Origin of the sequence: Nocardiopsis changdeensis (assembly GCF_018316655.1) — a bacterium.
In the GTDB taxonomy this organism is placed as follows: Bacteria; Actinomycetota; Actinomycetes; order Streptosporangiales; family Streptosporangiaceae; genus Nocardiopsis; species Nocardiopsis changdeensis.
This window is the reverse complement of record NZ_CP074133.1, coordinates 6,411,883-6,434,928: the sequence shown is the minus strand read 5'-3', so window position 1 is coordinate 6,434,928 and position 23,046 is coordinate 6,411,883. Positions and strand designations below refer to the sequence as shown.

The following is a 23,046-nucleotide window of genomic DNA, read 5'->3' as shown; positions in this document are numbered from 1 at the left end:
GCCGGAGCGCATACCCTGTCCACGTGAGCGCTATCCAGGTACCAGACGCGCCCGTCGTCCTCTCGACGGCGTCGGTCTACCCTGAGAAGACCCCGGCCGCCTTCGAGATCGCCGCGAAACTGGGGTACGACGGCATCGAGGTGCTCGTCTCCTCCGACCCCGCCAGCCAGGACATCGACCTGCTGCGGCGCCTCTCCGACTACCACCAGATCCCGGTCACCGCAGTCCACTCCCCGTGCCTCGTCCTCACCCAGCGGGTGTGGGGGCGCGAACCCTGGGGCAAGCTCGTCCGCTCCAAGGAGATGGCCGAGGCGCTGGGCGCCAAGACCATCGTGGTCCACCCCGCCTTCCGCTGGCAGCGCGACTACGCCCGCGAGTTCGAGGTGGGCGTCGCCCGCATGCAGGAGGAGACCGACGTCGTCTTCGCCGTCGAGAACATGTACCCGGTGCGCGTGCGCGACCGCGAGGTCGTGCCCTACGCCCCGAGCTGGAACCCCCTCGACCGCGACTACGCCGACGTCACCCTGGACATGTCGCACACCGCGATGTCGGGCTCCGACGCCATGGACATGGCCAAGCGGCTGGGCGACCGGCTCTCCCACATCCACGTCGCCGACGGCTTCGGCGGGCAGAACCTCGACGAGCACCTCATCCCGGGCCGCGGCCGCCAGCCGGTCGCCGAGGTCCTGGAGTACCTGGCCGCGGGCGGGTTCGAGGGGCAGCTGGTGCTGGAGGTGAGCACCCGCAAGGCGCCCGACCGCCAGGCCCGGCTGCGGGAGCTGGCCGAGGCGCTGGCCTTCACACGGCTGCACTTCGCCCGGCCCGCCGAGCCCGCGGGGGCGCCGGGGCCCCGCGACCGGCGCGAGCGGATCGCCCTGCTGCGGCGCCGTCCGCCTGCCCCGCCCCGGCTGTTCGAGGTGGACTCCTCGGGGACGGTCGAGAGCGGCGACGGGGACTGACCCGGCCCCCGTACCACTGGGTGGGACGCGGTGTCCGCTCCGGTTCCCCGGGGCGGCTAGCGTTGGAGGGGACCGCAGAGAGGACCCTTTCATGATCGCGATCATCGGTGCCGGGAAGATGGGCGAGGCGCTGCTCGCCGGGATGCTGGCCAAGGGCCACGCGCCGGAGGACGTCCTCGTCACGGAGCCGCGCGCGGAGCACGCGGCCGAGCTGCGCGAGCGCTACGGCGTGGAGGTCGTGCCGGCCGCCGAGGCCGCCAAGCGCGCGGACACGCTGCTGCTCGCCCTCAAGCCGCAGGACATGGTCGCCCTGCTGGACGAGATCACCCCGCACCTGGGCCACGGGCGGCTCGTCATCTCCGTCGCCGCCGGGCTCACCACCGCCGTGCTGGAGAGCCACCTGCCCCCGGGTACCCCGGTGGTGCGGGCCATGCCCAACACCCCCGCCCTCATGGGACAGGGGATGACCGCCGTGGCGGGCGGCGCCCACACCGGGCCCGCGCACCTGGAGCGCGCCGAGTCGCTGCTGGGCACCGTCGGCGAGGTGATCCGGGTCGGCGAGCAGCACATGGACACCGTCACGGCGATCTCCGGCAGCGGGCCCGCCTACTTCTACTTCATCGCCGAGACGATGATCGAGGCCGGGGTCGCGATGGGCATGCCGCGGGCCACCGCCCAGAAACTGGTGGGGCAGACCATCACCGGCGCGGCCGCCATGCTCAACGGCTCGGGGGAGCACCCGGTGGTGCTGCGCGAGGCGGTCACCTCGCCGGGCGGGACCACCGCGGCGGCGCTGCGCGAGCTGGAGCGGCACGGGGTGCGCGCCGCGTTCACGGACGCGATCGAGGCCGCCCGGGACCGCAGCAGCGCGCTCTCGGGGAACTGAGGCCGGGGCTCCTCCCGGGGCGCTGAGACGTGTGGGGGCGGCCGCCGGTTCCCGGCCGAGGTGGCCGAAAACGGTCGGACTGCACGAAGGGGTCGTCCGGGTACATAGATAGTGTTCTGAGGGAGGGCGGGAACGCCCTCGACAGGCTCTGTCATCTCCCGGGAGGCAGGGTCGCCTCCCCCGTTCCCCCGACCCAGGGCCCCACCTCATGAGTCTTCCCCCTTCGTCCCCAGACCCGTCCCAGCCGCAGGGAGGCCCCGTACCCCCGTCGGGGGGCCCGCCCGCGGGCGACCAGGGCGCACCGGCCGGTCCGCCGACCGGCGGCGACACCCCGTACGGCGGTACCCCCGCCGGGGGTGTCCCCGGTGGTCCGCCGTACGGCGGCACGCCCGCGGGAGGTGTCCCCGGTGGTGTCCCGACCGGTGGCAATCCGCCCTACGGCGGTACTCCCGCCGGAGGTGTTCCCGGTGGTCCGCCGACCGGAGGTACTCCTGCGGGGGGCGTCCCCGGCGGTCCGCCGTCCGGTGGTAACCCGTCGTACAGCGGCACGCCTGCGGGAGGTGTTCCCGGTGGTGTGCCGGCCCACGGTGGCACACCCGCCGGCGGTGTTCCCGGCGGTGCTCCGACCGGTGGTAATCCGCCGTACAGCGGCATGCCCGCGGGAGGTGTTCCCGGTGGTGTCCCGCCCCACGGCGGCATGCCCGCCGGCGGCATGTACTCCGGGGGCGTCCCCGGTGGGCCAGCCGGACCGGGGGCTCCGATGGGCCCCGGGGGACCGACCGGCCCCGGCGCTCCCATGGGACCCGGCGGCCCCATGGGTCCCGGCGGACCGCCCGGTCCCCCCGGCGGCCCGTTCGGCCCGCCCCCGCCGCCCCGGCCCAAGCGCCTGGGCCTGTTCTCCTCGCCCACCGCGCTGCACACCGCCGCCCTCAACGCCACCGGCGTGGGCGCGGGCTACCTCCGCATCAAGCGGTGGCCGTTCTTCGCCGTGGCCCTGGCCGTCACCCTCGGGCTGCTGGTCACCGCGGCGTTCCTCGGCGCCGCCGACAACCTGCTGCTGTGGACCCCGGTCCTCCTGGCCTGGTTCCTCGCCGCCGCGGTGCACGGCCTCTTCGCCGGCCGCGCCCACGACGAGCGCGTCCTCGCCCAGGGCGGCACCCCGCCCCGCAGCGCCGTCCCCTACCTGACGGCCGGCGGCCTGGCCGTCGCCCTGGTCGTCTCCCTCACCGCCGTGTGGCAGCTCGGCGAGTGGCGGCTGCGCGTGGCCGACGCCTCCCACGCCCGCGGCGAGTGCGGGAACTCCGAGGCCGTCGCCGAGTACGAGTCCGTCGAGGACTTCTTCCAGCTGTCCTTCTCCCCCTCGCTCATGGAGCGAGCCCGCGCCGGGATCGCCGCCTGCCGCCTGCTGGAGCAGGCCCAGGAGGACGTCGCCGCCGAGGACTACGGGCGGGCGCTGGACTCCTACGCGGTCTACTTCGAGCACCCCGCCGCCCGCTGGCAGGACACCGACGGCGAGGTCGCCGACATCCACTTCTCCTACGCGACCGACCTGCTGGAGAACGCCGACGCCGCGCTCGCCGGCGAGGTCACCCCCGAGTACACCGACGACGTCCTGCGGGCCCACGAGATCTTCGCGATCATCCCGGTGGACTACGAGGGCACCGCGGCCGCGGGCCGGGTGCCCGAGGCGCTGGTCGGCCTGTACGAGACGGGCACCAACCGCCTGGGCTCGGAGTGGTGCGTGGGCCTGGACCAGATCGACGTCCTCAGGGACCTCGACTGGAGCGCGGCCCCCGAGATCCCCGACCGGATCGAGGAGGAGCGCCCCGAGGCCGCCCTGGAGTGCGGCTGGGAGTCCGTCGAGGCCCAGGAGTTCGACCAGGCCGACGAGATGGTCGAGATCCTGGAGTCCCAGTACGCCGACTACGAGGCCGGCGACGTCGAGACGATGGTCACCCACATCGGTGCCGGGCGCATCGAGCAGGAGATGGACCTGATGACCGCCATCGGCGAGAGCGACCTGGACGCCTCGCCCACGGGCGGCTCGGGCAACGACAAGTTCGTCTTCGAGATCGTCAACCACTCGCCGTACGAGCTGCGCTTCCTCTACGTGGGACCGGACAAGGTCCACGGCGAGGTCACCGCGGCCCCGTGCGAGGACTGCGACACCTACGCGCCGGGCTCGCCGCCCTCCTACGACGCGTGCTTCGGCGACGGCGAGACCCTCAAGGTCGAGCTGGAGCCGGGCGAGTACCGCATCCTCATCGCCAACAGCGACTCGCTGTTCACCCGGCCCATGCACGGGACGGTGGACCTGAGCGGCGGGGACCTGTCCGAGAGCTGCTACTACGTCACCACGGGCGAGTAGCGCCCGGCGGGCGGCCGGGCCGGCGCGGGTGTCCCGCGCCGGCCCGCGCCGTCCCCGCACCCCGGGGTCCCGAGCACTGTCCGCCCTTGCGTACTGTGTGCTTCGGAACACGTACACCTGAAACGGGGGTCACCGACATGGGAGGGCGCACGTCCTGCTCGCTCCGGGTGGCATGGGACGACGGGCTGACGGCTTACGACTTCGGCCCGCAGCATCCGATGGCACCGATCCGGGTCGAGCTGACCATGGCGCTCGCCCGCGAACTGGGGGTCCTGGGCGCCCCCGGCGTCTCGCTCCTGGACGTGGAGCCCGCCTCCGACGACCTCCTGGCACTGGTGCACGACCGCTCCTACATCGAGGCGGTCAAGCGGGCCGGGCGGACCCTGGAGCCGGACGACGCCCACATGCTCGGCACCGCCGACAACCCCGTCTTCAAGGACATGCACGACGCGGCGGCGCTCATCTCGGGCGCCTCCGTCGCCGCCGCCAAGGCGGTGTGGACGGGGGAGTCCGTGCACGCCGCCAACATCGCGGGCGGCCTGCACCACGCCATGCGCGGCAACGCCTGGGGCTTCTGCGTCTACAACGACCCGGCGCTGGCCATCGCCTGGCTGCTGGAGCAGGGCGCCAAGCGCATCGCCTACGTCGACATCGACGTCCACCACGGGGACGGCGTCCAGCGCGCCTTCTACAACGACCCCCGGGTGCTCACCATCAGCCTCCACGAGTCGCCGGTCACCCTGTTCCCGGGTACCGGCCAGGCGGGGGAGACCGGCGGACCCGACGCCGAGGGGTACTCGGTCAACGTCGCCCTGCCCGCCGGCACCGGCGACAGCGGCTGGCACCGCGCCTTCGACGCGGTGGTCCCGCCGCTGCTGCACGAGTTCCAGCCGGAGATCCTGGTCACCCAGCAGGGCTGCGACACCCACGCCCTGGACCCGCTCGCCAACCTCACGCTCAGCGTGGACGGCCAGCGGCGCGCCTACGCCGAGCTGCACAAGCTCGCCCAGCGCACCGCGGGCGGCCGCTGGGTGCTGTTCGGCGGCGGCGGGTACGGGCTGGTGCACGTGGTGCCCCGGGCCTGGACGCACCTGCTCGCCGAGGCGGCGGGGCGCCCGGTGGACCCCGACCGCGAGACCCCCCAGAGCTGGCGCGACTTCGTCCGGGAGCGCACCGGCGAGCTGGCCCCGCTGTACATGACCGACGGCCGCGACGTGGTGTTCTCGCCCTTCGAGGAGGGCTACGACCCCGGTAACCCGGTGGACCGCGCCATTCACGCGACCCGGACCGCGGTGTTCCCGAGCCACGGTATCGACCCGAGTCTCTGATCAGAGGTGTTCGGGCGGCTTCTCACGAAGACACCCTTTCGTTCCGATCTCTTCTATTTTCTAACCCGATGTCCGTGCCCCCGGTATCGTTTCCGGGTGGGCCATGTCGCCCGGTGAGCGCCGGGGCGAATTCCGGAGGACGGGGCGTGGCGCGCGTCCAGCGGGTAGGAAGAGGTTGAATACCGGGCGAACGTGAGCAGGCGTCGTGGTGGCCGAGCGGCGCGTCACGTGGTCGCCCCGACGAGGAAGGGGAACACCTGGTGACGCCGCCGACACGTGCTGAACTCATCTCCCATCTGGTGCGGACGGGAATCGCCGGACACGTCGACACCTCACGCCAGAACAATCTTCGGCACTACCGGCGCCTGGTCCAGAAGGACCCCTACCACCAGTTCGGCCTCACCTTCTCCCACGACTGGACCTTCTCCGAGGTCCTCGCCCTGATGAGCAAGCGGTGCGGCGTCGTCGGCGACGAGGAGTACGTCTGGGGCATCGACACCATCGACCCCGACCTCACCGTCGACGCCCTGGAGGCCGTCGCCGACCGGATGGCCCTGGCCGCCGAGCGCCGCGAACGGGTCATGTTCGCCACCGGCCACCCGAACAAGCTCCAGGGCACCTACCGGGTCTGGAAGGACGCCCTGGCCGCCCGCGGCTGCCCCGTCCTCACCGCCGCCGGCGGCTACACCTACGAGGTCACCACAGAGCGCCCGCCCAACCGCCGCTTCGTCGTCTGGCGGGACGACGTCGCCATCGTCACGGACGGGCACCTGGCCCGGCACAGCCACCACCCGTTCGCCATGCGGGCCATCCTCGGGGACCTCTCCGACCGCGGGGAGCCATGGCCGCAGTTGGTCATCGCGGATCACGGGTTCGCGGGTGCGGCCGGAGAGGCGGGAGTGCCCACACTGGGGTTCGCCGACTGCAACGACCCCGCCCTCTTTCTCGCGGAACACGAGGGAAAACTACTGGTCACGGTCCCTTTGGACGACGGTTATCTGACCGAGGACTACGCGCCGCTGCGCGATTACGTTCTCGCCCGAGCGGGTCTATCCTGAGCCGTGTCGGCCATTTATACCCACCGTTAAACCTCACCCGGGGCGCCTTCCGGGTATTGCTCGGAAGACGGCACGAACGACCTTTCGCAGACGGGAACTCCGCTCTACTCTGAAAACGGACGTGTCAGTAGTGACAGCATGACACGCCGGCGTGGCGTTGGGACGGAGCACATACCGGGGTCGCTTCCCACCGGCACCGCGTCGGGCCGAACTGGTAGCCAATACTCACGTCCGGGAATGAGGGCGTCGGAAGATGAACGGGAGCAAGCCGCCTCTCGAAGAGGTCAGGTTCCTGACCGTGGCGGAGGTCGCCACGATCATGCGAGTGTCCAAGATGACCGTGTACCGCATGGTGCACTCGGGAGTTCTCCCCGCGATCCGCGTGGGGCGTTCCTATCGGGTCCCCGAGCGGGCCGTCCACGACTACCTCCGTGAGGCTTTCGTCGAGGCGGGATGATCGCGGAACGGCCGGGCCGGGGTCTCCACCCCTCCCGGTCGGCCGCCGGAGCGCGCAGAGCGGGGCCCCCGGACCCCCACGGGTGGTCCCGCTCTCGTGACGTCCCCCACCAGGGACGGACGGCTCTTGCGCCGGGGCGACGGAACGGGCCCCAGGGTGTCTACTACACTTTGTCGTTGTCGTAGTCCGCCCAGTTCACACCCCGTTCGCGAGGTCTCCTCGATGCCCAGTGCCAGAAACGGCGCGCGGTCCCGTCGCGCTGTGACGCGCCTTGCCGCGGCCGCGGCGGCCGCCGTCCTCGCCCTGACCGGCTGCGCCGGGGGCAACGAGATCGAGACCGGCGGCGAGGACGACCGCTTCATCTCGGGCGACGGCAGCGCCACCGCCTTCCCCGCCGACGAGCGGGTCGACGCGCCCGACTTCTCCGGCACCACCCTGGACGGCGACACCATCGGGCTGTCCGACTACGCCGGCGGCATCGTCGTCCTCAACGTCTGGGCCAGCTGGTGCGGGCCCTGCCGGACCGAGCAGCCCGTCCTGGACGAGGTGTACACCGAGTACACCGACCTGGGCGTGGACTTCCTCGGCGTCAACATCAAGGACGACGACACCGCCGCCCGCGCCTACCTGGAGACCAAGGGCGTCGAGTACCCGAGCCTGTACGACCAGCCCGGCGAGGTGCCCCAGGCGTTCCGCGGCACGGTCCCGCCGCGCGCGATCCCCAGCACCCTGATCATCGACCCCGACGGGCGCATCGCCGCCCGCGTCATCGGGCCGACCACCTACGGCCAGCTCACCGAGCTGCTGAACCCGATCGTCGTGGAGTACGACCTCGGCGACCCGGAGGAGCGCCCCCGCGTGGCCGAGCAGGAGGCCGAGGCGCAGGAGTCCGGGGAGCCCGAGGAGTCCGCGGAACCCGGCGAGAGCCCGAGCCCCGACGGGGACGACGCCTGATGGACCCCGTCGGCACCACCGTCCTCACCGGCTCCCTCCTCATGGCCGTCCCGCTGGCGATCGCCGCGGGGCTGGTCTCCTTCCTGTCGCCGTGCGTGCTCCCCCTGGTCCCCGGCTACCTGTCGTACGTCACCGGGATGAGCGCCGCCGACGTGCGCAAGCGCACCGCGGTCGGGGGCGGCACCGCCACCCTCGCCGAGGTCGACGACGAGCTCGCCGGGCGCCGCTGGACCATGGTCACCGGCAGCGCCCTGTTCATCGCCGGGTTCACCCTGGTGTTCGTGGCCGTGGGCGGCTTCATCGGCTGGCTCGGCGACCTCCTGGTGGACTACACCGACCCCATCACCCGGGTCCTGGGCGTGCTGACGGTCGTCCTGGGCCTGGCCTTCATGGGCGTCCTGCCCGGCTTCGCCCGCGAGTTCCGCTTCCACCGCCTGCCCAGGGCCGGACTGATCGGAGCCCCCCTGCTGGGGGTGCTGTTCGGCCTGGGCTGGACCCCGTGCATCGGCCCCACCCTGGCCGCCGTGCAGACGCTCGCCTTCGTCGAGGGCGGCGCCGGGCGCGGCATGCTCCTCTCCCTGGCCTACTGCGCGGGCCTGGGCCTGCCGTTCATCGCGGCCTCGCTCCTGTACCGCCGCGCCCTCACCGCCTTCGGGCGGCTCAAGCGCCACACCCGCACGGTCACCGTGATCGGCGGTGCCATGCTCGTCCTGGTCGGCCTGGCGATGGTGACCGGGCTGTGGACCCAGTGGACCATCGTCATGCAGGGCTGGGCCGCCGACTACCAGACGGTGATCTGATGAGTACGACCACGACCGAGACGAACGCGGGCGCCGCGGATGCGGCCGCGCCCGGCCCCAAGGGCCTCGGCGCCCTGGGCTGGCTGCGCTGGGCCTGGCGCGTCCTCACCTCGATGCGCACCGCGCTGATCCTGCTGTTCCTGCTGGCGGTCGGGGCCATCCCCGGGTCGATCCTGCCGCAGAACGTGGTGAGCGTCGACGAGGTGAACAACTACTTCCGGGAGAACCCGGACCTGGCCCCCTGGCTGGACCGGTTCTACCTCTTCGACGTCTTCTCCTCGCCCTGGTACGCGGCGATCTACCTGCTGCTGTTCGTGTCCCTGGCGGGCTGCGTCATCCCGCGCGCCCTGGTGCACGCCCGCGCGGTCCGCGCCCGGCCGGTGCCCACCCCGCGCAACCTGGGCCGGATGCCCTACGCCGCGAGGTTCACCACCGACGCCGACCCCGAGACCGTGCTGGCGCAGGCCGAGCGCGTGCTCAAGGGGTACCGGAAGGACCGCCACGGCGACTCCGTCTCGGCCGAGACCGGCTACCTGCGCGAGGCCGGGAACGTCCTGTTCCACCTGGCCCTGCTCGGCCTGCTGCTGGCGCTGGCCGCCGGGTCGTTCTTCGGCTACCGCGGCAACATGCTCGTCGTCGAGGGCGACGGGTTCGCCAACACGCTGCCCTCCTACGACGCGATCTACCCCGGCCACTGGACCGACATGGACGCGATCGCGCCCTTCACGATCCACCTGGACGACTTCGAGGCGCGGTTCATCGAGGAGGGCGACCTGCGGGGGCAGGCCGCGTCCTACGTCGCCGACCTCACCTACACCGAGGAGCCCGGCGGCCCCGAGCAGACGCACCGGCTGGAGGTCAACCACCCGCTCAGCGTCTCCGGTGTGCAGGTCTACCTGCTCGGCCACGGGTACGCGCCCGAGTTCGTGGTGCGCAACGCCGACGGCGACGTGGTGTTCGACCAGGCCGTGCCGTTCCTGTACCGGGACACCATGAGCTTCGTGTCCGACGGCGTGGTCAAGGTCCCCGACACCGGGAACGAGGACGCCGACCAGCTGGGCTTCGTCGGGGTCTTCCTGCCGACCGCGGCCGAGACCCCCGACGGCGAGCTGACCTCCAGCTTCCCCGGCGCCACGGACCCGCGGGTGACCCTGGAGGGGTACACGGGCGACCTGGGCATGATCGACCCGCAGTCGGTGTACCAGCTGCGCACCGAGGGCATGGAGTCCCTCGGCGAATCCCCGGTGCTGGAGGTCGGCGACGTCTGGGAGCTGCCCGACGGCGCCGGGTCCATCGAGTTCGCCGGCTACAAGGAGTACGTCAGCCTCCAGGCCAACCGGGACGGCGCCCGGCTGCCCGCGCTCATCACCGCGGCCACCGCCGTCGGCGGGCTGCTGCTGACCCTGTTCATCCGCCCGCGCCGGGTGTGGGTGCGCGCCGTCCGCGACGCGGACGGCCGGACCCGGGTGGAGCTGGCCGGCCTCGGCAAGACCGAGGTCGCGGGGAACAACGCCGAGTTCCACGAGATCACGACCGAGCTTGCCGCACGACTCCGGAACGAGTCGGACGACAACCCCCAGAACCCTTCCGACACGAGGAGTGACCGGTGACGTACACTCTCGCCGCGCCGGTGAACGAGACGATGGCGTCCGCCAGCGACACGCTGGTCATCGCCATGATCGTGACCTACGCCGCGGCCCTGTTCCTGTTCGCGATCGAGGCCGCCTACGGGAAGCGGACCAAGCTGAAGTCGGGACGGCTGATGCCGGTCGGCGCCGGCGCGGCCGGCGGGTCCGACGGGGACGACGGCATCGAGGTCAACGTCCGCACCACCGAGGGCGAGGCCAAGGCCTCCCAGAGCGTGCTGGGCAAGGTCGCGCTGGGCGTGACCGCCCTGGGCTTCCTGATGGGCCTGGCCCAGATCATCACGCGGGGCGTGGCCGCCGGCCGCTGGCCCTGGGGCAACATGTTCGAGTTCGTGGTGGCGATGTGCCTGGTCGCGGTGGGCGTGCTGCTGTACGCCTCGTTCCGCTACCAGGCCCGCTTCCTGGGCGCGTTCGTGCTGGTCCCGGTGCTGATCCTGCTGGGCATCGGCGTCAAGTGGCTGTACGTCGACCCGGGCCCGCTGATCCCGGCGCTGCACTCCTACTGGGTGCCGATCCACGTCACCGCGGCCATCCTGGCGGGCGGCGCGTTCATGGTCTCCGGTGTCACCGGCATCACCTACCTGGTCTCCCACCGCACCGAGGTCAAGCGGGCCGCGGGGGAGGACGTCGCGGGCATCGCGGGCCGCCTGCCCAGCCCGGAGCTGCTGGACCGCATCTCGCACCGGCTCATCCTGTTCGCGTTCCCGCTGTGGACCTTCGGCATCATCGCCGGGTCGATCTGGGCCGACGAGGCCTGGGGCCGCTTCTGGGGCTGGGACCCCAAGGAGGTCTGGTCGTTCATCTCCTGGATCATCTACGCCGCCTACCTGCACGCGCGGGCGACCGGCGGCTGGCGCGGGCCCAAGGCGACGTGGATCAACGTGCTGGGCTTCGCGACGATCCTGTTCAACTTCTTCGCTGTCAACTACATGTTCAGCGGCCTGCACTCCTACGCCTGAGCGCGAGGGGCGGGGCCCGTCGAGTCGCGTTCGACCAGGCGGGTGCCCAGGACGAGGTCCCGAGGTGCCGCGCCCCGCAGCAGCAGGTCGACGGCGGCCCGGCCGGCCTCTCCGGCGGGCATCGCGACGGTGGTCAGGGCGGGGCGGGTGTGCCGGGCGGTCAGGCTGTCGTCGACCCCGACGACGCTCAGCCGCCCCGGGACGGGGACGCCCCGCTCCCGCGCCGCGGCCAGCAGGCCCAGCGCCATGAGGTCGTTGTGGGCCAGGGCCGCAGTCGCGCCGAGCCCGGCCACGGCGTCGAACGCGGCGGCCCCGCCCTCCTCCGTCGGCGGGTGGGGGCCGACCCGGTGCACGCGCACCCCGTGCTCCCGCGCGGCGGCCCCGGCCGCCCGCGCCGCCCGCCGCCCCGTCCACGAGGCCGCGGGCCCGGACACCAGGGCGAGGTCGCGGTGCCCCAGGGCGGCCAGCCGGGCGACGGCCCGCGCGATCCCCCCGCCGACGTCCATGAGCACGCACGGCAGCCCCCGCACCCGGCGGTTGACGACCACCAGGGGGACCTCGGCGGCCAGTTCGCGGATGAGCCGGTCGGACATCCGCGGGGCGGCCAGGACCAGCCCGTCCACCTGGCCCGCCAGCGACCGGACGGCCTCCTCCTCCACCGCGGTCCGCTCGTCGGTGTCGGCGATGAAGAGGTGGTGGTCCCGGGCCCGCGCCTCCTCCTGCGCCGCCTTCAGCAGCGGCGGGAAGAACGGGTTCGCGATGTCGGCGACGACCACGCCGAGGTTCCCGGTACGGCGGGTCGACAGCGCCCGGGCGGCCCGGTTGGGACGGTAGCCCAGCTCGTCCGCGGCGGCCAGCACGCGGGCCCGGGTCCGGGCGTTGACCAGGTGCGCCGCCGAGAACGCCCGGGACACGGTGGACACGTGGACCCCGCTGGCCCGGGCCACGTCCTTGAGCGTCACGGCCACGGCACGACCTTTCCGTGAGGGCCCGGGGCGGGGGAGGGCGGCCGGCCGCTCCGACCGGGTCCGGGTTTTCCCATCTTTCCACGGCCGGAGGCCTTGCTTCTTTCCGGGCGTTCGAGGAGTTTATTGCAAACGTTTGCAGCCTCATCCCCCAGGAGCGCACCATGCGAAGACGGCTCACCCCCGCCCTGGCCCTCGCCCTGGCCGCGGCGCTGACCGCGCCCGTGCCGGCCGCCGCCGACGACGACCTCGGGAGGAGGGTGCTGCCCGAGGGCGACGGCTGGGCCTCTGCGGGCGACGGCACCACGGGCGGCGCGGCCGCCGCGGACGAGAACGTGTTCCGCGTGTCCACCGCGGCCGGGTTCCGGGAGGCCGTCGCCGGGGACGAGCCCAAGATCGTCTACGTCGAAGGCCTCATCGACGCCAACACCGCCCCCGACGGCTCCCCCCTGGACTGCGAGGACTACGCCGTCGGCGGCTACACGCTGGAGGCGTACCTGGCGGCCTACGACCCGCGGGTCTGGGGGTGGGAGGACCCCTCCGGACCCCTGGAGGAGGCCCGCGAGGCATCGCAGAACGCCCAGGCCGCGAACGTCCGCTACCGGGTCGGCTCCAACACCACGATCGTCGGGGCCGGAGACGGCGCCGAGCTCACCGGCATGAGCCTGCTGGTCCACGACGTGGAGAACGTCATCCTGCGCAACCTGACCTTCTCCGACGCCCACGACTGCTTCCCCGGCTGGGACCCCGGCGACGGGGAGAGCGGCAACTGGAACTCCGAGTACGACCAGATCGAGGTGTCCGGCTCCACGAACGTGTGGATCGACCACAACACCTTCGACGACGGCGACCGCCCCGGTGCCGGACAGCCCGAGTACTTCGGCCGCAGGTACGAGGTGCACGACGGGCTGCTGGACATCGTGCGGGCCTCGGACCTGGTGACGGTGTCGTGGAACCACTTCGACGGCCGGGACAAGGCCCTGCTGCTGGGCAACAGCGACGGCCGCACCACCGACCGCGGCCGCCTGCGCGTGACGTGGCACCACAACCACTTCGACGGGCTCGGCCAGCGCGCCCCGCGGGTGCGGTACGGCCAGGTCCACGTCTACAACAACCTCTACACGGTGAGCGGCGACCTGTACCAGTACAGCCTGGGAGCGGGATTCGAGTCGCAGCTGTACGTGGAGAACAACCTGTTCGACCTGCGTGACGGGCACACCGCCGGCGCCCTGCTGTACAACTGGGGCGGCACGGACGTGGGCGGCACGGGCAACGGCGTCATGACGGACGGCCGGGGGAGGATCACCCGCGTCGACCTCGTCGCCGAGCACAACGCGGCCCACCCGGAGGCCCTGCTGGGCACCGGGTCCGCCTGGACGCCGCGGCTCGACACCGGGGTCCAGCCCGTGCACGCCCTGCGCGGCCTGGAGCGGAAGACGGGCGCGGGCCTGCTCTGACGCGGAACGGCGCAGGGGGCCGCTCCGGGATGCGGAGCGGCCCCCTGCGACGCAGGGACCCGTGAGGGTCCTGGAGGTCGGGCGCGGTCTACTCGTCGGGGTCGATCCGGCGGTCGAGGCCGCGCAGGAACTCGGGGTCGTCGTCCGGACCGAGCGGGTGCGGACTGTTGGAGGGCTTGGCGAAGTCCGACGGGTCGAGGTCGTCGATCGAGGCGGCGGCCTGGGCCGGGGAGGCCGCGGCGCCCCATACGGCGGCCGACCTGCGGGGCCGTCCCAGGAACAGCCACAGGATGGACCCCACGGGCACGAACAGCGCGATGACGACCAGCCAGAGGATCTTCGGAAGGTTCCGGGCGTCCTGGGCCGGGGTGGTCAGCGCGTCGAAGAACGCGTACACCCAGAGAACGATCGACACGAGCGTGATCAGGCCACCAAGCCACACCATGTTTCCAGCCTATCTCCCGCTGTCCACTCCCCATGGTCGGGCCGACTCCCACGGCCGTGACGCCGCCGCGCCGTGCGCGGCGGGGGGACCGCGGACCTCGGGGCGGCTGCCCGGGTCGCGGAGGCGCGGCTCCCTTCACCAGGGGTCCGTGCGGACCCCGGGATGCCTCTCGGGGACGCGTCCCCTGGGGGTCAGGAACTGCTCTCGCTCGGCTCGCCGAGCAGGAGGGCGCGGACCTCGGACTCCCGGAAGCGGCGGTGGCCGCCCGGGGTTCTGATGCTGCTGATCCGCCCGGAGGCGGCCCAGCGGGTGACGGTCTTGGGATCAACCCGGAAGAGTGAGGCCACTTCCCCGGGGGTCAACAGGCGTTCGCTTGCTCGTTCCACCTTCACATTCCCCCAATCGTGCCCGCCTGGACTATGGGGGCGGCGGGCGTTTGATCCCCTAGTGTGCATGAGTTGGTCCGTTTCCTCCCTAGTTTTCGGAGAAATTGCGGTGTTGGGGGGAGGAGTACGGGATATGTGACCGGAACGTGATGTTCGGGCCCTGCTGTCGGGATTGGAAACATCCCATGACTATCTGAATCCGGGCGCAGGGGTCCGATCATCCGCGATGAGGGACACAGGCCTACCCGGTGCGGGCTCCGGGCGGCTCACCCTTAACCTGGAGGTGAGAGCACATGAGCGCGCAGACACCGGCCTCATCGAGAGGCCGGCCCCCCGGAAACCGCGACAGCGGACCGGTCGTCTCGTGCGTTGATGGGCGTAGCGACCAATCTAGTCCAGGTAATCATCTGTTGTGAGGCTTTTCGATGCGTAGCTGGCTGCCCTATACCGCCGCCCGCGTGGGGCTGTTCCTGGCGGCGTTCGGAGTGGTGTACCTGTTCGGCGCCCGCTCGTGGATGGCCCTCATCCTCGCCTGGCTGATCAGCGGCCTGGCCTCCTACGTGCTGCTGTCCTCCCTGCGCGACCGGATGTCGGCCTCGGTGGTCGACCGGATCGAGCAGCGCCGCGGCTCCCTGGTGGGCGACCGCCTCGACGACGGCGCCGCCCGCGAGGACCACCTCCAGGAGGCCGCGGAGGACGCCCCGGCCGCGGAGAGGGCCGAGGAGGCCCCCGCCGCCCCCAAGGACTCCTAGCCCCCCGGTCCGACGGCCCGGCCGCTCCGGCCGGGCCGCCGTCGTACCCGTCCCCGGCCCGGCGGGGCCGCGACGCCTGACCGCCGCTGCGCTTGCCGCGGGTCCTGTCGGGGGCGTATCGCGCCGCTCGGCCGTGCCCCGGACCGCCGCCGTACCCGCCACCGGGTCCGCCGGGGCCGTGGCGCGCAGCCCCGCCGTGTCCCGGGCCGCCGTACCCGTGACCGGTCCTGCCGGGGGCGTTTCGCGCCGCTCGGCCGGGCCCCGGACCGCAGCCGTACCCGCCACCGGCCCGGCGGGGCCGTGGCGCGCCGCTCCGCCGCGCCCTCGGCCGTCGCCTCCGGCGGCTTCCGTTCGCGGGGCACCGCGCCCGGGACCGCACCCCGCCGAAGACCCCGCCGGCCGCTGCCGTTCCAGGCCGCCGCCGGGGGCCGCTCCGCCGTCCCGCCCGGGTGGGCGGGACGGGGCCGGAGGGGTCAGGGGAGGGGGAACATGCCCAGGCGGGCGTGGTACTCGCCGGCCAACCGCTCGGTGTCGCTGCCGACGTAGAGGCCGTCGGAGGTGGCGTGCAGGGCCTCCACCCCGTGGCCGCGGGAGCGGCCCGGGTTCCAGGCCAGGGCGCGCCCGGTGCGCGGGTCCACGGCGGCGATGCCCTCGCGGGCGACCGAACCCGGCCCCGGGTTGAGCGCGCCCTGCTCGTTGTCCATCCAGCGCTGGTGCCCGCCCGCGTACACCGCGGCCCCGGTCACCTCGACCGAGTACAGCGAGTCGCCGCCGGTCTTGTTGACCCAGGTGGGCTCGGCGCCGGGCGTGTCGGTGTTCTCGAACCGCACCACCGCCTTGCACAGCCCCGGCTTGACCCGCGGGCCGCCCGCCGTCACGAGCGCGAAGTACGACCCGTCCGGGGCGTAGTCCATCCGCCGCATGTAGGTGTGCATCGACGAGTAGTCGCAGTCCGGCTCGAACGCGTCGGTGGACCACCGCGTCGGCCTCCCGGTCGCGGTGTCCAGCACGGCGATCTGGTACCGGTCCTGCCCGTCCACCTTGGTGAACGTGCCGTTGATCGCCAGCCTCCGCCCGTCGGGGCTCAGCGCCAGCTCCTGCACCCGCAGCGAGCCGCGGCGCTGCTCGGAGACGCGCGGCGCGAACCCGGTGTCCACCGCCCCGGTGGTCGTGTCCAGCCGGGCGATGCCCGGCTGCGCGGTCCCGCCGATCCCGGGGAAGGACCCGCCGACGTACAGCCGGTCCCCGTCGGAGGCCAGCCGGTAGGCGGACCCGCCGTCCAGGGTCGCGGTGAACGCCGCGACGCGCGATCCGTCGTGGAGCCGCACCCGGGCCAGCCCGCGGGCCGGGGTGTCGTTGACCGTCCGGAACTCCCCGCCGATGACGACCGTGCCGTCGGGCCCGGGGACCACGGAGGCCACGGTCCCGTTCACGCGCGGGGCGAACTCGCGGATGATCCGCCCGGTGCCGTGCTCGAACGCGAAGATGTTGCGCAGCTCGTGGACGCGCCCGCCGTCGGCGTCGGAGACCCGCTCGAACGCCCCGGTGACGACGACGGTGTCCCCCACGCGGAGGATGTCCTTGACCGCCCCGTCCAGGACGTGCGGCGTCCACTGGACCGGTCGTTCGCCCACCACCGACCGGTGCGCGGTCTCGCCCGCGGCCACGGGGGTCGCGGCCCCGAGCGGGACCAGCAGGGCCATGCCCAGCACCAGGGCGGTGAGCTTCGGTTTCACGGGGTGTTCTCCTCGGTCGCGCGGCAGGGTAAGGGGCACGACCGATTCTCGCAAAGAGTCGCGCCTAAATCACATAGAGTAACGAAATCCGTGCCGCCGAGGGGCCGCCCGCGGCACGGCGGCGTCCGGGCGGCCGTAGGCTGGTGGGCATGGCCCGCGCTGAACTCGACAAGAAGCCCCAGGACGTCGCGGCGATGTTCGACGGCATCGCCGACCGTTACGACCTCGTCAACGACGTCATCTCCCTCGGCCAGGACCGCGCCTGGCGCCGGGCGACCGTCAACGCCGTCGACGCCCACAGCGGTGAGCTGGTCCTGGACCTGGCCGCGGGCACCGGCACCTCCTCGGAGTCCTTCATCCGCAAGGGCGCCAGGGTGATCGCCTGCGACTTCTCCCTGGGCATGCTGTCCACGGGGGTTCGCCGCCGCGGGGGCGCGTCCCGGGGCGGGGTCACCTTCGTCGCGGGCGACGCGCTGCACCTGCCCTTCGCCGACGAGACCTTCGACGCGGTGACCATCTCGTTCGGCCTGCGCAACGTCAACGACGTGGACCGGGCCCTGCGCGAGCTGCTGCGGGTCACCAAGGTCGGCGGCCGCGTGGTGATCTGCGAGTTCAGCCACATCCCGGTGGAATTCGTGGACCGCCTGTACTCGACCTACCTGATGGCCGCGCTGCCCAAGATCGCGGGCGCGGTGTCGGGCAAGGGCGAGTCCTACGACTACCTCTCGGAGTCGATCATGGCGTGGCCCGCCCAGGCCGAGCTGGCCCGGCACCTCCAGGACGCCGGCTGGTCCCGGGTCGCCTGGCGGAACCTGTCGTGCGGGATCGTCGCCCTCCACCGGGGCTTCCGCGAGAAGTAAAACCGACATAGGACTCACCGAGTCGCCTACTTCTTAAATAGCTTCAAAGCTCGCAAAACCCGGAGAACTCTGTGTTCTCCGGGTTTTTGTTGTGCCCTATGTGATGCATGTGGCGGTGGAAAGGGTGATGAGCTGCGTATTTGTCAGTCTGTGGTGGCTTTCATGGCTCTCGTGTGCCTATGGGGCGATTGAGAATGTTTCGCTCCGTATACCCCCCGGGGCTCGCAACCGCGCCGCCAGAGGGCTAGACTGCCGAAAAGAAGCTTGTGAAGTGCTTCACAAGGACACGAGGGATGTGACACATGGCCCTATGTCCGACATGACATGAGTCCCCAACCGTACAACGCACCTGGTCACGGCCCCCGCACGCAGAGCCACCCTCGGGGCCGCGGCCCGGACGCCCCATAACGCCGAGAGAACACGACCAGGACAGCCCCCCGTGAGCGGGTCGAAACCCCGCACTGGCCCGCCACGGTGCATCCGCGCGAGCAGTCGAGGACACACCCGTGAGCGAGACAGCCACCTCCTCTCCCGACCTCAGAGGCCGAGGCCGGGACCGCGTCGAGTACGACGCCGACGTCATCGTCGTCGGCGCCGGACCGTCCGGCTCCACCACCGCCTACTACCTGGCGCAGGCCGGACTCGACGTCCTCCTGCTGGAGAAGACCGCCTTCCCCCGGGAGAAGGTCTGCGGCGACGGGCTCACCCCCCGGGCGGTCAAGCAGCTCACCGCCATGGGCATCACCTTCGAGGACGAGGGCTGGATCAAGAACCACGGCCTGCGCATCGTCGGCGCCGGGGTCCGCCTCGAACTGCCCTGGCCCGACCTGGCCGCCTACCCGGGTTTCGGCCTCGTGCGCACCCGGTTCGACTTCGACCGGATCCTGGTCGACCGCGCCGTCACCGCCGGCGCCAAGCTCCTGGAGCGCACCACCGTCACCGGGCCGCTCATGGACGAGCGCAGCAACCGCATCGTCGGTGTCCGGGCCAAGAACGCCGACCGCGAACCCGTGACCTTCCGGGCGCCGCTGGTCGTGGCCGCGGACGGCAACTCCTCCCGGCTGTCCGTCGCCATGGGCATCCGCAAGCGCGACGACCGCCCCATGGGCGTGGCCGTGCGCACCTACTTCACCAGCCCCCGCCACGACGACGACTTCCTGGAGTCCTGGCTGGAGCTGTGGGACAGGAGCGGCGAGAAGGACGTGCTGCTCCCCGGCTACGGCTGGATCTTCGGCGTCGGCGACGGCACCAGCAACGTCGGCCTGGGCATCCTCAACTCGACGGCCTCCTTCCAGGACGTCGACTACCGCAGGCTGCTGCGGCGCTGGACCGACTCCATGCCGCCGGAGTGGGGCTTCACCGAGGAGAACCAGACCACCCCGATCCGCGGCGCCGCGCTGCCCATGGGCTTCAACCGGGTCCCGCATTACTCGCGCGGCCTCATGCTCGTCGGCGACGCGGGCGGCATGGTCAACCCCTTCAACGGCGAGGGCATCGCCTACGCCATGGAGGCCGGCGCCATCGCCGCCGAGGTGGTCGTGCAGGCGCACGGCCGCTCCACCCAGCAGACCCGCGAGCGCGCCCTGCTGCGCTACCCGCAGGTCCTCGCCGACACCTACGGCGGCTACTACACGCTGGGCCGCTACTTCGTGAAGATGATCGGCCAGCCCGAGTTCATGAAGTACGCCACCAAGTACGGCCTGCGCCAGCGCACCCTCATGAAGTTCGCGCTCAAGATGCTCGCCAACCTCACCGAACCCTCGCAGGGCGACGCCATGGACCGGGTCATCAACGGCCTGTCCAAGATCGCACCCGCGGCATAAGCGGCCCCGCCCCTCCGGGCGGCCCCGCAGCCGCCACCGGGGACGACGGGACGGATCAGAGAAGAGCCCGCACAAGTGAAAGCAATCACAAGCGCGACGCCCCGCGGCCGCGCCGATCAGCCGGAAGGAGGGTGACCGGTGGAGCTCTACGCACCGATTTTCGTGCTCGGCGGGATCGGCGCCGCGTTCGTCGTGGTGTCCATGGTCGCCGGGGCGCTGCTGGGACCCAAGCGCTACAACCGCGCCAAGATGCAGGCCTACGAGTGCGGCATCGAGCCCACTCCGCAGCCCGCGGGCGGCGGCCGTTTCACCGTCAAGTACTACCTGACGGCGATGATGTTCATCGTCTTCGACATCGAGATCATCTTCCTCATCCCCTGGGCGGTGCACTTCGACGCCCTCGGCTGGTTCGGACTGGTCGCGATCGTCCTCTTCCTGGTGAACGTGTCCATCGCCTACGCCTACGAGTGGCGCCGCGGGGGCCTGGAATGGGACTGACCCCGCGACCCCCCGCACCCCGCGTCCGCACCCCGCAGCCCCGCCCGGAGGAGGTCCGCAGCTGATGGGACTCGAAGAGAAACTGCCCAGCGGCGTCCTGCTCGGAACCGTCGAACAGGTCGTCGGACTCGCCCGCAAGACCTCGATGTGGCCCGCGACGTTCGGGCTGGCCTGCTGCGCCATCGAGATGATGGCCGTCGGCGGGCCCCACTACGACCTGGCCCGGTTCGGCATGGAGAAGTTCGGCGCCACCCCGCGCCAGGCCGACCTCATGGTCGTCGCCGGGCGGGTGAGCCAGAAGATGGCCCCGGTCCTGCGCCAGATCTACGACCAGATGCCCGAGCCCAAGTGGGTCATCGCGATGGGCGTGTGCGCCTCCAGCGGCGGCATGTTCAACAACTACGCGATCGTCCAGGGCGTGGACCACATCGTCCCGGTGGACATCTACCTGCCGGGCTGCCCGCCCCGCCCCGAGATGTTCCTGGACGCGGTGCTCAAGCTGCACGACAAGGTGCAGAACACCAAGCTCGGCGCGCACCGCGAGCAGGAGATCACCGAAACCGAGGAGCGCATGCTCCGCCGGTCGCTTCCCCTGGTGAGCAAGGACTGACATGAGCACCGACAACGAGCGCGAACGCGACGAGGAGGCCGCGCGCCTCCCCGACCGGCTGGGCGAGGAGCGCCTGGCCGCGCCGATCAGGCGCACCGGCATGTTCGGCACCACCACCACCGGGGACACCTCCGGCTTCGGACGGCTGCAGGTGCGGGGGAGCGCTCCCGTCTCCTCGCAGCGGCCCTTCACCGACCCGGACGACCCGCGCACCGCCGACTTCGACCGGGTGGCCGACGACCTGGAGGCCGCCCTGGGCGACGCCGCCGGGGCGGTGGAGCGGGTGGAGGTCTCGCGCGGCGAGATCACCTTCCACGTCCGCCGCGAGGCCCTGCCCGAGCTGTGCCGCATCCTGCGCGACGACCCGGCCCTGCGCTACGAGCTGTGCCTGGGCGTGACCGGGGTGCACTTCCCGGAGCAGGAGGGCCGGGAGCTGCACGCGGTCTACCACCTCCGCTCGATCACGCACAACAGCGAGATCCGGGTGTCCACCACCTGCCCGGACACCGACCGGCACATCCCGTCGATCGTGTCGGTCTACCCGACCAACGACTGGCACGAGCGCGAGGCCTGGGACTTCTTCGGGATCGTCTTCGACGGCCACCCGGCGCTCACCCGCATCCAGATGCCCGACGACTGGCACGGCCACCCGCAGCGCAAGGACTACCCGCTGGGCGGCATCCCCGTCGAGTACCGGGGCGCCACCGTGCCCCCGCCCGACCAGCGGAGGTCGTACACGTGACCCGGCAAGAACACTTCTGGAAGGGAGGCACGGCATGACCGTCACCGAGGACTACATCGACGCCTCCGGCGGCGACTGGGACGACGTCATCGAGAAGGCGCAGGCGACCAGCGCCGAGCGCCTCGTCGTCAACATGGGGCCGCAGCACCCGTCCACGCACGGCGTGCTCCGCCTCATCCTCACTCTGGACGGTGAGACCTGTACCGAGGCCCGGGTCGCGATCGGCTACCTGCACACGGGCATCGAGAAGAACATGGAGTTCCGGACGTGGACGCAGGGCACCACGTTCGTCACCCGCATGGACTACCTGACGCCGCTCTTCAACGAGACGGCGTACTGCCTGGCGGTCGAGAAGCTGCTGGGCATCGAGGACCGGATCCCGGAGCGGGCCAACGTCATCCGCGTGATGATGATGGAGCTCAACCGGATGGCCTCGCACTTCGTGGCGATGGCGACGTTCGGCATGGAGTTGGGCGCCACCACCGTCATGACCAACGGGTTCCGCGAGCGCGAGATGATCCTGGACATCTTCGAGCTCGTCACCGGCCTGCGGATGAACCACGCCTACGTCCGCCCCGGCGGGGTCGCCCAGGACCTGCCGCCCGGCGCGGTCGGCAAGGTCCGGGAGCTGCTGGAGGAGATGCCCAAGCGCATCACCATCATGCGCAAGCTCCTCGACGAGAACCCGGTCTACCTGGCCCGCACCAAGGACGTCGCCTACCTCAACCTGCCCGGCTGCATGGCCTTGGGCGTCACCGGCCCGCTGCTGCGGGCCTCGGGGCTGGCCTACGACCTGCGCAAGGCCAAGCCGTACTGCGGCTACGAGGGCTACGAGTTCGACGTCCCCGTCTCCGACGGCGGCGACGTCTACGCCCGCTACCGGGTGCGCATCGCCGAGATGGAGGAGAGCCTCAAGATCATCGAGCAGTGCCTGGACAAGCTGGCGCCGGGCCCGGTGATGATCGAGGACGCCAAGATCGGCTGGCCCGCCAAGCTGGCGCTGGGGCCGGACGGCATGGGCAACTCGCCCGACCACATCGCGCACATCATGAGCAGCTCCATGGAAGCGCTCATCCACCACTTCAAGCTGGTCACCGAGGGCTTCCGGGTCCCGGCGGGCCAGGCCTACGCGGCCGTCGAGAGCGCCAAGGGCGAGCTCGGGTGCTACGCGGTCAGCGACGGGGGCACCCGCCCCTACCGCGTGCACTTCCGCGACCCCTCCTTCACCCACCTGCAGAGCGTCGCCGCCATGTGCGAGGGCGGCACGGTGGCGGACGTGATCGCGGCCGTGGCCAGTATCGACCCGGTGATGGGAGGCGTGGACCGGTGAGCGGACACGACCACAGCCACGACCACG

At 71.9% G+C, this 23,046-nt stretch carries 22 protein-coding genes; 18 read left to right on the top strand and 4 right to left on the bottom strand.

Translation table 11 applies throughout. The features are described from left to right. Positions 1-23 precede the first annotated feature (23 nt). The 10 genes from KGD84_RS28865 (at position 24) to ccsB (ending at position 11,415) form a co-directional block, all read left to right on the top strand. Positions 24-959: a sugar phosphate isomerase/epimerase family protein gene (locus KGD84_RS28865; protein ID WP_220563483.1), complete on the top strand. Its 936-nt coding sequence runs from the start codon at positions 24-26 to the stop codon at positions 957-959. A gap of 91 nt (positions 960-1,050) precedes the next feature. Beyond that, positions 1,051-1,845 carry a pyrroline-5-carboxylate reductase gene (gene proC, locus KGD84_RS28860; RefSeq protein WP_220563482.1) on the top strand — a complete coding sequence of 265 codons (795 nt, stop codon included), beginning with the start codon at positions 1,051-1,053 and terminating at the stop codon, positions 1,843-1,845. An 814-nt stretch (positions 1,846-2,659) separates the two neighbouring features. Next, positions 2,660-4,213, top strand: coding sequence for a DUF1109 domain-containing protein (locus KGD84_RS28855; protein WP_220563481.1), 1,554 nt, complete (start codon positions 2,660-2,662; stop codon positions 4,211-4,213). A gap of 167 nt (positions 4,214-4,380) precedes the next feature. Beyond that, positions 4,381-5,541, top strand: coding sequence for an acetoin utilization protein AcuC (locus tag KGD84_RS28850; RefSeq protein ID WP_220565359.1), 1,161 nt, complete (start codon positions 4,381-4,383; stop codon positions 5,539-5,541). Between the two features lie 260 nt (positions 5,542-5,801). Further along, positions 5,802-6,599: a phosphatase gene (locus tag KGD84_RS28845; protein WP_220563480.1), complete on the top strand. Its 798-nt coding sequence runs from the start codon at positions 5,802-5,804 to the stop codon at positions 6,597-6,599. A 253-nt stretch (positions 6,600-6,852) separates the two neighbouring features. After that, on the top strand, positions 6,853-7,056 hold the full coding sequence (locus KGD84_RS28840; RefSeq protein WP_013155995.1) for a helix-turn-helix domain-containing protein: 204 nt from the start codon (positions 6,853-6,855) through the stop codon (positions 7,054-7,056). A gap of 261 nt (positions 7,057-7,317) precedes the next feature. Further along, entirely contained in the window at positions 7,318-8,010 is a 693-nt protein-coding gene (locus tag KGD84_RS28835; protein ID WP_220563479.1) for a TlpA family protein disulfide reductase, read from the top strand. Then, the gene (locus KGD84_RS28830; RefSeq protein ID WP_220563478.1) at positions 8,010-8,810 is read left to right on the top strand and encodes a cytochrome c biogenesis CcdA family protein; all 801 of its coding nucleotides are present in this window, start codon (positions 8,010-8,012) and stop codon (positions 8,808-8,810) included. Before KGD84_RS28835 ends, KGD84_RS28830 begins: the two co-directional genes overlap by 1 nt. Further along, positions 8,810-10,420 (top strand): cytochrome c biogenesis protein ResB, encoded by a 1,611-nt coding sequence (gene resB, locus KGD84_RS28825; protein WP_220563477.1) that lies wholly within the window; start codon positions 8,810-8,812, stop codon positions 10,418-10,420. Before KGD84_RS28830 ends, resB begins: the two co-directional genes overlap by 1 nt. Further along, on the top strand, positions 10,417-11,415 hold the full coding sequence (ccsB, locus tag KGD84_RS28820) for a c-type cytochrome biogenesis protein CcsB (RefSeq protein WP_220563476.1): 999 nt from the start codon (positions 10,417-10,419) through the stop codon (positions 11,413-11,415). Before resB ends, ccsB begins: the two co-directional genes overlap by 4 nt. On the opposite strand, the gene KGD84_RS28815 is transcribed toward ccsB, so the two are convergent. Then, a complete protein-coding gene (locus KGD84_RS28815; protein WP_220563475.1) occupies positions 11,406-12,383 on the bottom strand; it encodes a LacI family DNA-binding transcriptional regulator in 978 nt (325 codons plus the stop codon). The genes ccsB and KGD84_RS28815 overlap by 10 nt on opposite strands. Before the next feature lie 161 nt (positions 12,384-12,544). Here KGD84_RS28815 and KGD84_RS28810 point away from each other — a divergent pair, with 161 nt between their 5' ends. Next, the gene (locus KGD84_RS28810; RefSeq protein WP_220563474.1) at positions 12,545-13,837 is read left to right on the top strand and encodes a pectate lyase family protein; all 1,293 of its coding nucleotides are present in this window, start codon (positions 12,545-12,547) and stop codon (positions 13,835-13,837) included. Between the two features lie 88 nt (positions 13,838-13,925). On the opposite strand, the gene KGD84_RS28805 is transcribed toward KGD84_RS28810, so the two are convergent. Together KGD84_RS28805 and KGD84_RS28800 are read right to left on the bottom strand one after the other, a co-directional pair. Then, complete coding sequence (locus tag KGD84_RS28805) at positions 13,926-14,282, bottom strand: PLD nuclease N-terminal domain-containing protein (RefSeq protein ID WP_220563473.1); 357 nt, start codon at positions 14,280-14,282, stop codon at positions 13,926-13,928. A gap of 191 nt (positions 14,283-14,473) precedes the next feature. Beyond that, complete coding sequence (locus KGD84_RS28800) at positions 14,474-14,674, bottom strand: BldC family transcriptional regulator (protein WP_220563472.1); 201 nt, start codon at positions 14,672-14,674, stop codon at positions 14,474-14,476. A gap of 419 nt (positions 14,675-15,093) precedes the next feature. On the opposite strand from KGD84_RS28800, the gene KGD84_RS28795 reads away from it, so the two are divergent. Beyond that, positions 15,094-15,420, top strand: a complete 327-nt coding sequence (locus KGD84_RS28795; RefSeq protein ID WP_220563471.1) for a DUF4229 domain-containing protein — start codon at positions 15,094-15,096, stop codon at positions 15,418-15,420. A gap of 473 nt (positions 15,421-15,893) precedes the next feature. Here KGD84_RS28795 and KGD84_RS28790 read toward each other — a convergent pair whose 3' ends face one another. Next, a complete protein-coding gene (locus tag KGD84_RS28790; protein WP_255646857.1) occupies positions 15,894-17,156 on the bottom strand; it encodes a delta-60 repeat domain-containing protein in 1,263 nt (420 codons plus the stop codon). Between the two features lie 149 nt (positions 17,157-17,305). On the opposite strand from KGD84_RS28790, the gene KGD84_RS28785 reads away from it, so the two are divergent. From KGD84_RS28785 to KGD84_RS28760, 6 genes are all read left to right on the top strand, one after another. Continuing rightward, entirely contained in the window at positions 17,306-18,016 is a 711-nt protein-coding gene (locus tag KGD84_RS28785) for a demethylmenaquinone methyltransferase (protein WP_220563470.1), read from the top strand. 506 nt (positions 18,017-18,522) lie between these two features. After that, positions 18,523-19,839 (top strand): geranylgeranyl reductase family protein, encoded by a 1,317-nt coding sequence (locus tag KGD84_RS28780; protein WP_220563469.1) that lies wholly within the window; start codon positions 18,523-18,525, stop codon positions 19,837-19,839. Positions 19,840-19,977: 138 nt separating this feature from the next. Next, a complete protein-coding gene (locus KGD84_RS28775; RefSeq protein WP_220563468.1) occupies positions 19,978-20,337 on the top strand; it encodes an NADH-quinone oxidoreductase subunit A in 360 nt (119 codons plus the stop codon). Positions 20,338-20,401: 64 nt separating this feature from the next. Further along, positions 20,402-20,947: a NuoB/complex I 20 kDa subunit family protein gene (locus KGD84_RS28770; RefSeq protein ID WP_220563467.1), complete on the top strand. Its 546-nt coding sequence runs from the start codon at positions 20,402-20,404 to the stop codon at positions 20,945-20,947. Between the two features lies 1 nt (position 20,948). Further along, positions 20,949-21,689 carry an NADH-quinone oxidoreductase subunit C gene (locus KGD84_RS28765; RefSeq protein ID WP_220563466.1) on the top strand — a complete coding sequence of 247 codons (741 nt, stop codon included), beginning with the start codon at positions 20,949-20,951 and terminating at the stop codon, positions 21,687-21,689. Between the two features lie 34 nt (positions 21,690-21,723). Continuing rightward, positions 21,724-23,019, top strand: a complete 1,296-nt coding sequence (locus KGD84_RS28760; protein WP_220563465.1) for an NADH-quinone oxidoreductase subunit D — start codon at positions 21,724-21,726, stop codon at positions 23,017-23,019. Positions 23,020-23,046 lie beyond the last annotated feature (27 nt).

Excerpts from the sequence above, each read along its gene's own strand:
- KGD84_RS28770 (WP_220563467.1), top strand. The coding sequence starts at position 20,402 with ATGGGACTCGAAGAGAAACTGCCCAGCGGCGTCCTGCTCGGAACCGTC.
- KGD84_RS28760 (WP_220563465.1), top strand. The coding sequence starts at position 21,724 with ATGACCGTCACCGAGGACTACATCGACGCCTCCGGCGGCGACTGGGAC.
- KGD84_RS28805 (WP_220563473.1), bottom strand. The coding sequence starts at position 14,282 with ATGGTGTGGCTTGGTGGCCTGATCACGCTCGTGTCGATCGTTCTCTGG.
- resB (WP_220563477.1), top strand. The coding sequence starts at position 8,810 with ATGAGTACGACCACGACCGAGACGAACGCGGGCGCCGCGGATGCGGCC.
- KGD84_RS28840 (WP_013155995.1), top strand. The coding sequence starts at position 6,853 with ATGAACGGGAGCAAGCCGCCTCTCGAAGAGGTCAGGTTCCTGACCGTG.
- KGD84_RS28810 (WP_220563474.1), top strand. The coding sequence starts at position 12,545 with ATGCGAAGACGGCTCACCCCCGCCCTGGCCCTCGCCCTGGCCGCGGCG.
- KGD84_RS28830 (WP_220563478.1), top strand. The coding sequence starts at position 8,010 with ATGGACCCCGTCGGCACCACCGTCCTCACCGGCTCCCTCCTCATGGCC.
- KGD84_RS28855 (WP_220563481.1), top strand. The coding sequence starts at position 2,660 with ATGGGTCCCGGCGGACCGCCCGGTCCCCCCGGCGGCCCGTTCGGCCCG.
- KGD84_RS28765 (WP_220563466.1), top strand. The coding sequence starts at position 20,949 with ATGAGCACCGACAACGAGCGCGAACGCGACGAGGAGGCCGCGCGCCTC.
- KGD84_RS28785 (WP_220563470.1), top strand. The coding sequence starts at position 17,306 with ATGGCCCGCGCTGAACTCGACAAGAAGCCCCAGGACGTCGCGGCGATG.
- KGD84_RS28795 (WP_220563471.1), top strand. The coding sequence starts at position 15,094 with ATGCGTAGCTGGCTGCCCTATACCGCCGCCCGCGTGGGGCTGTTCCTG.
- proC (WP_220563482.1), top strand. The coding sequence starts at position 1,051 with ATGATCGCGATCATCGGTGCCGGGAAGATGGGCGAGGCGCTGCTCGCC.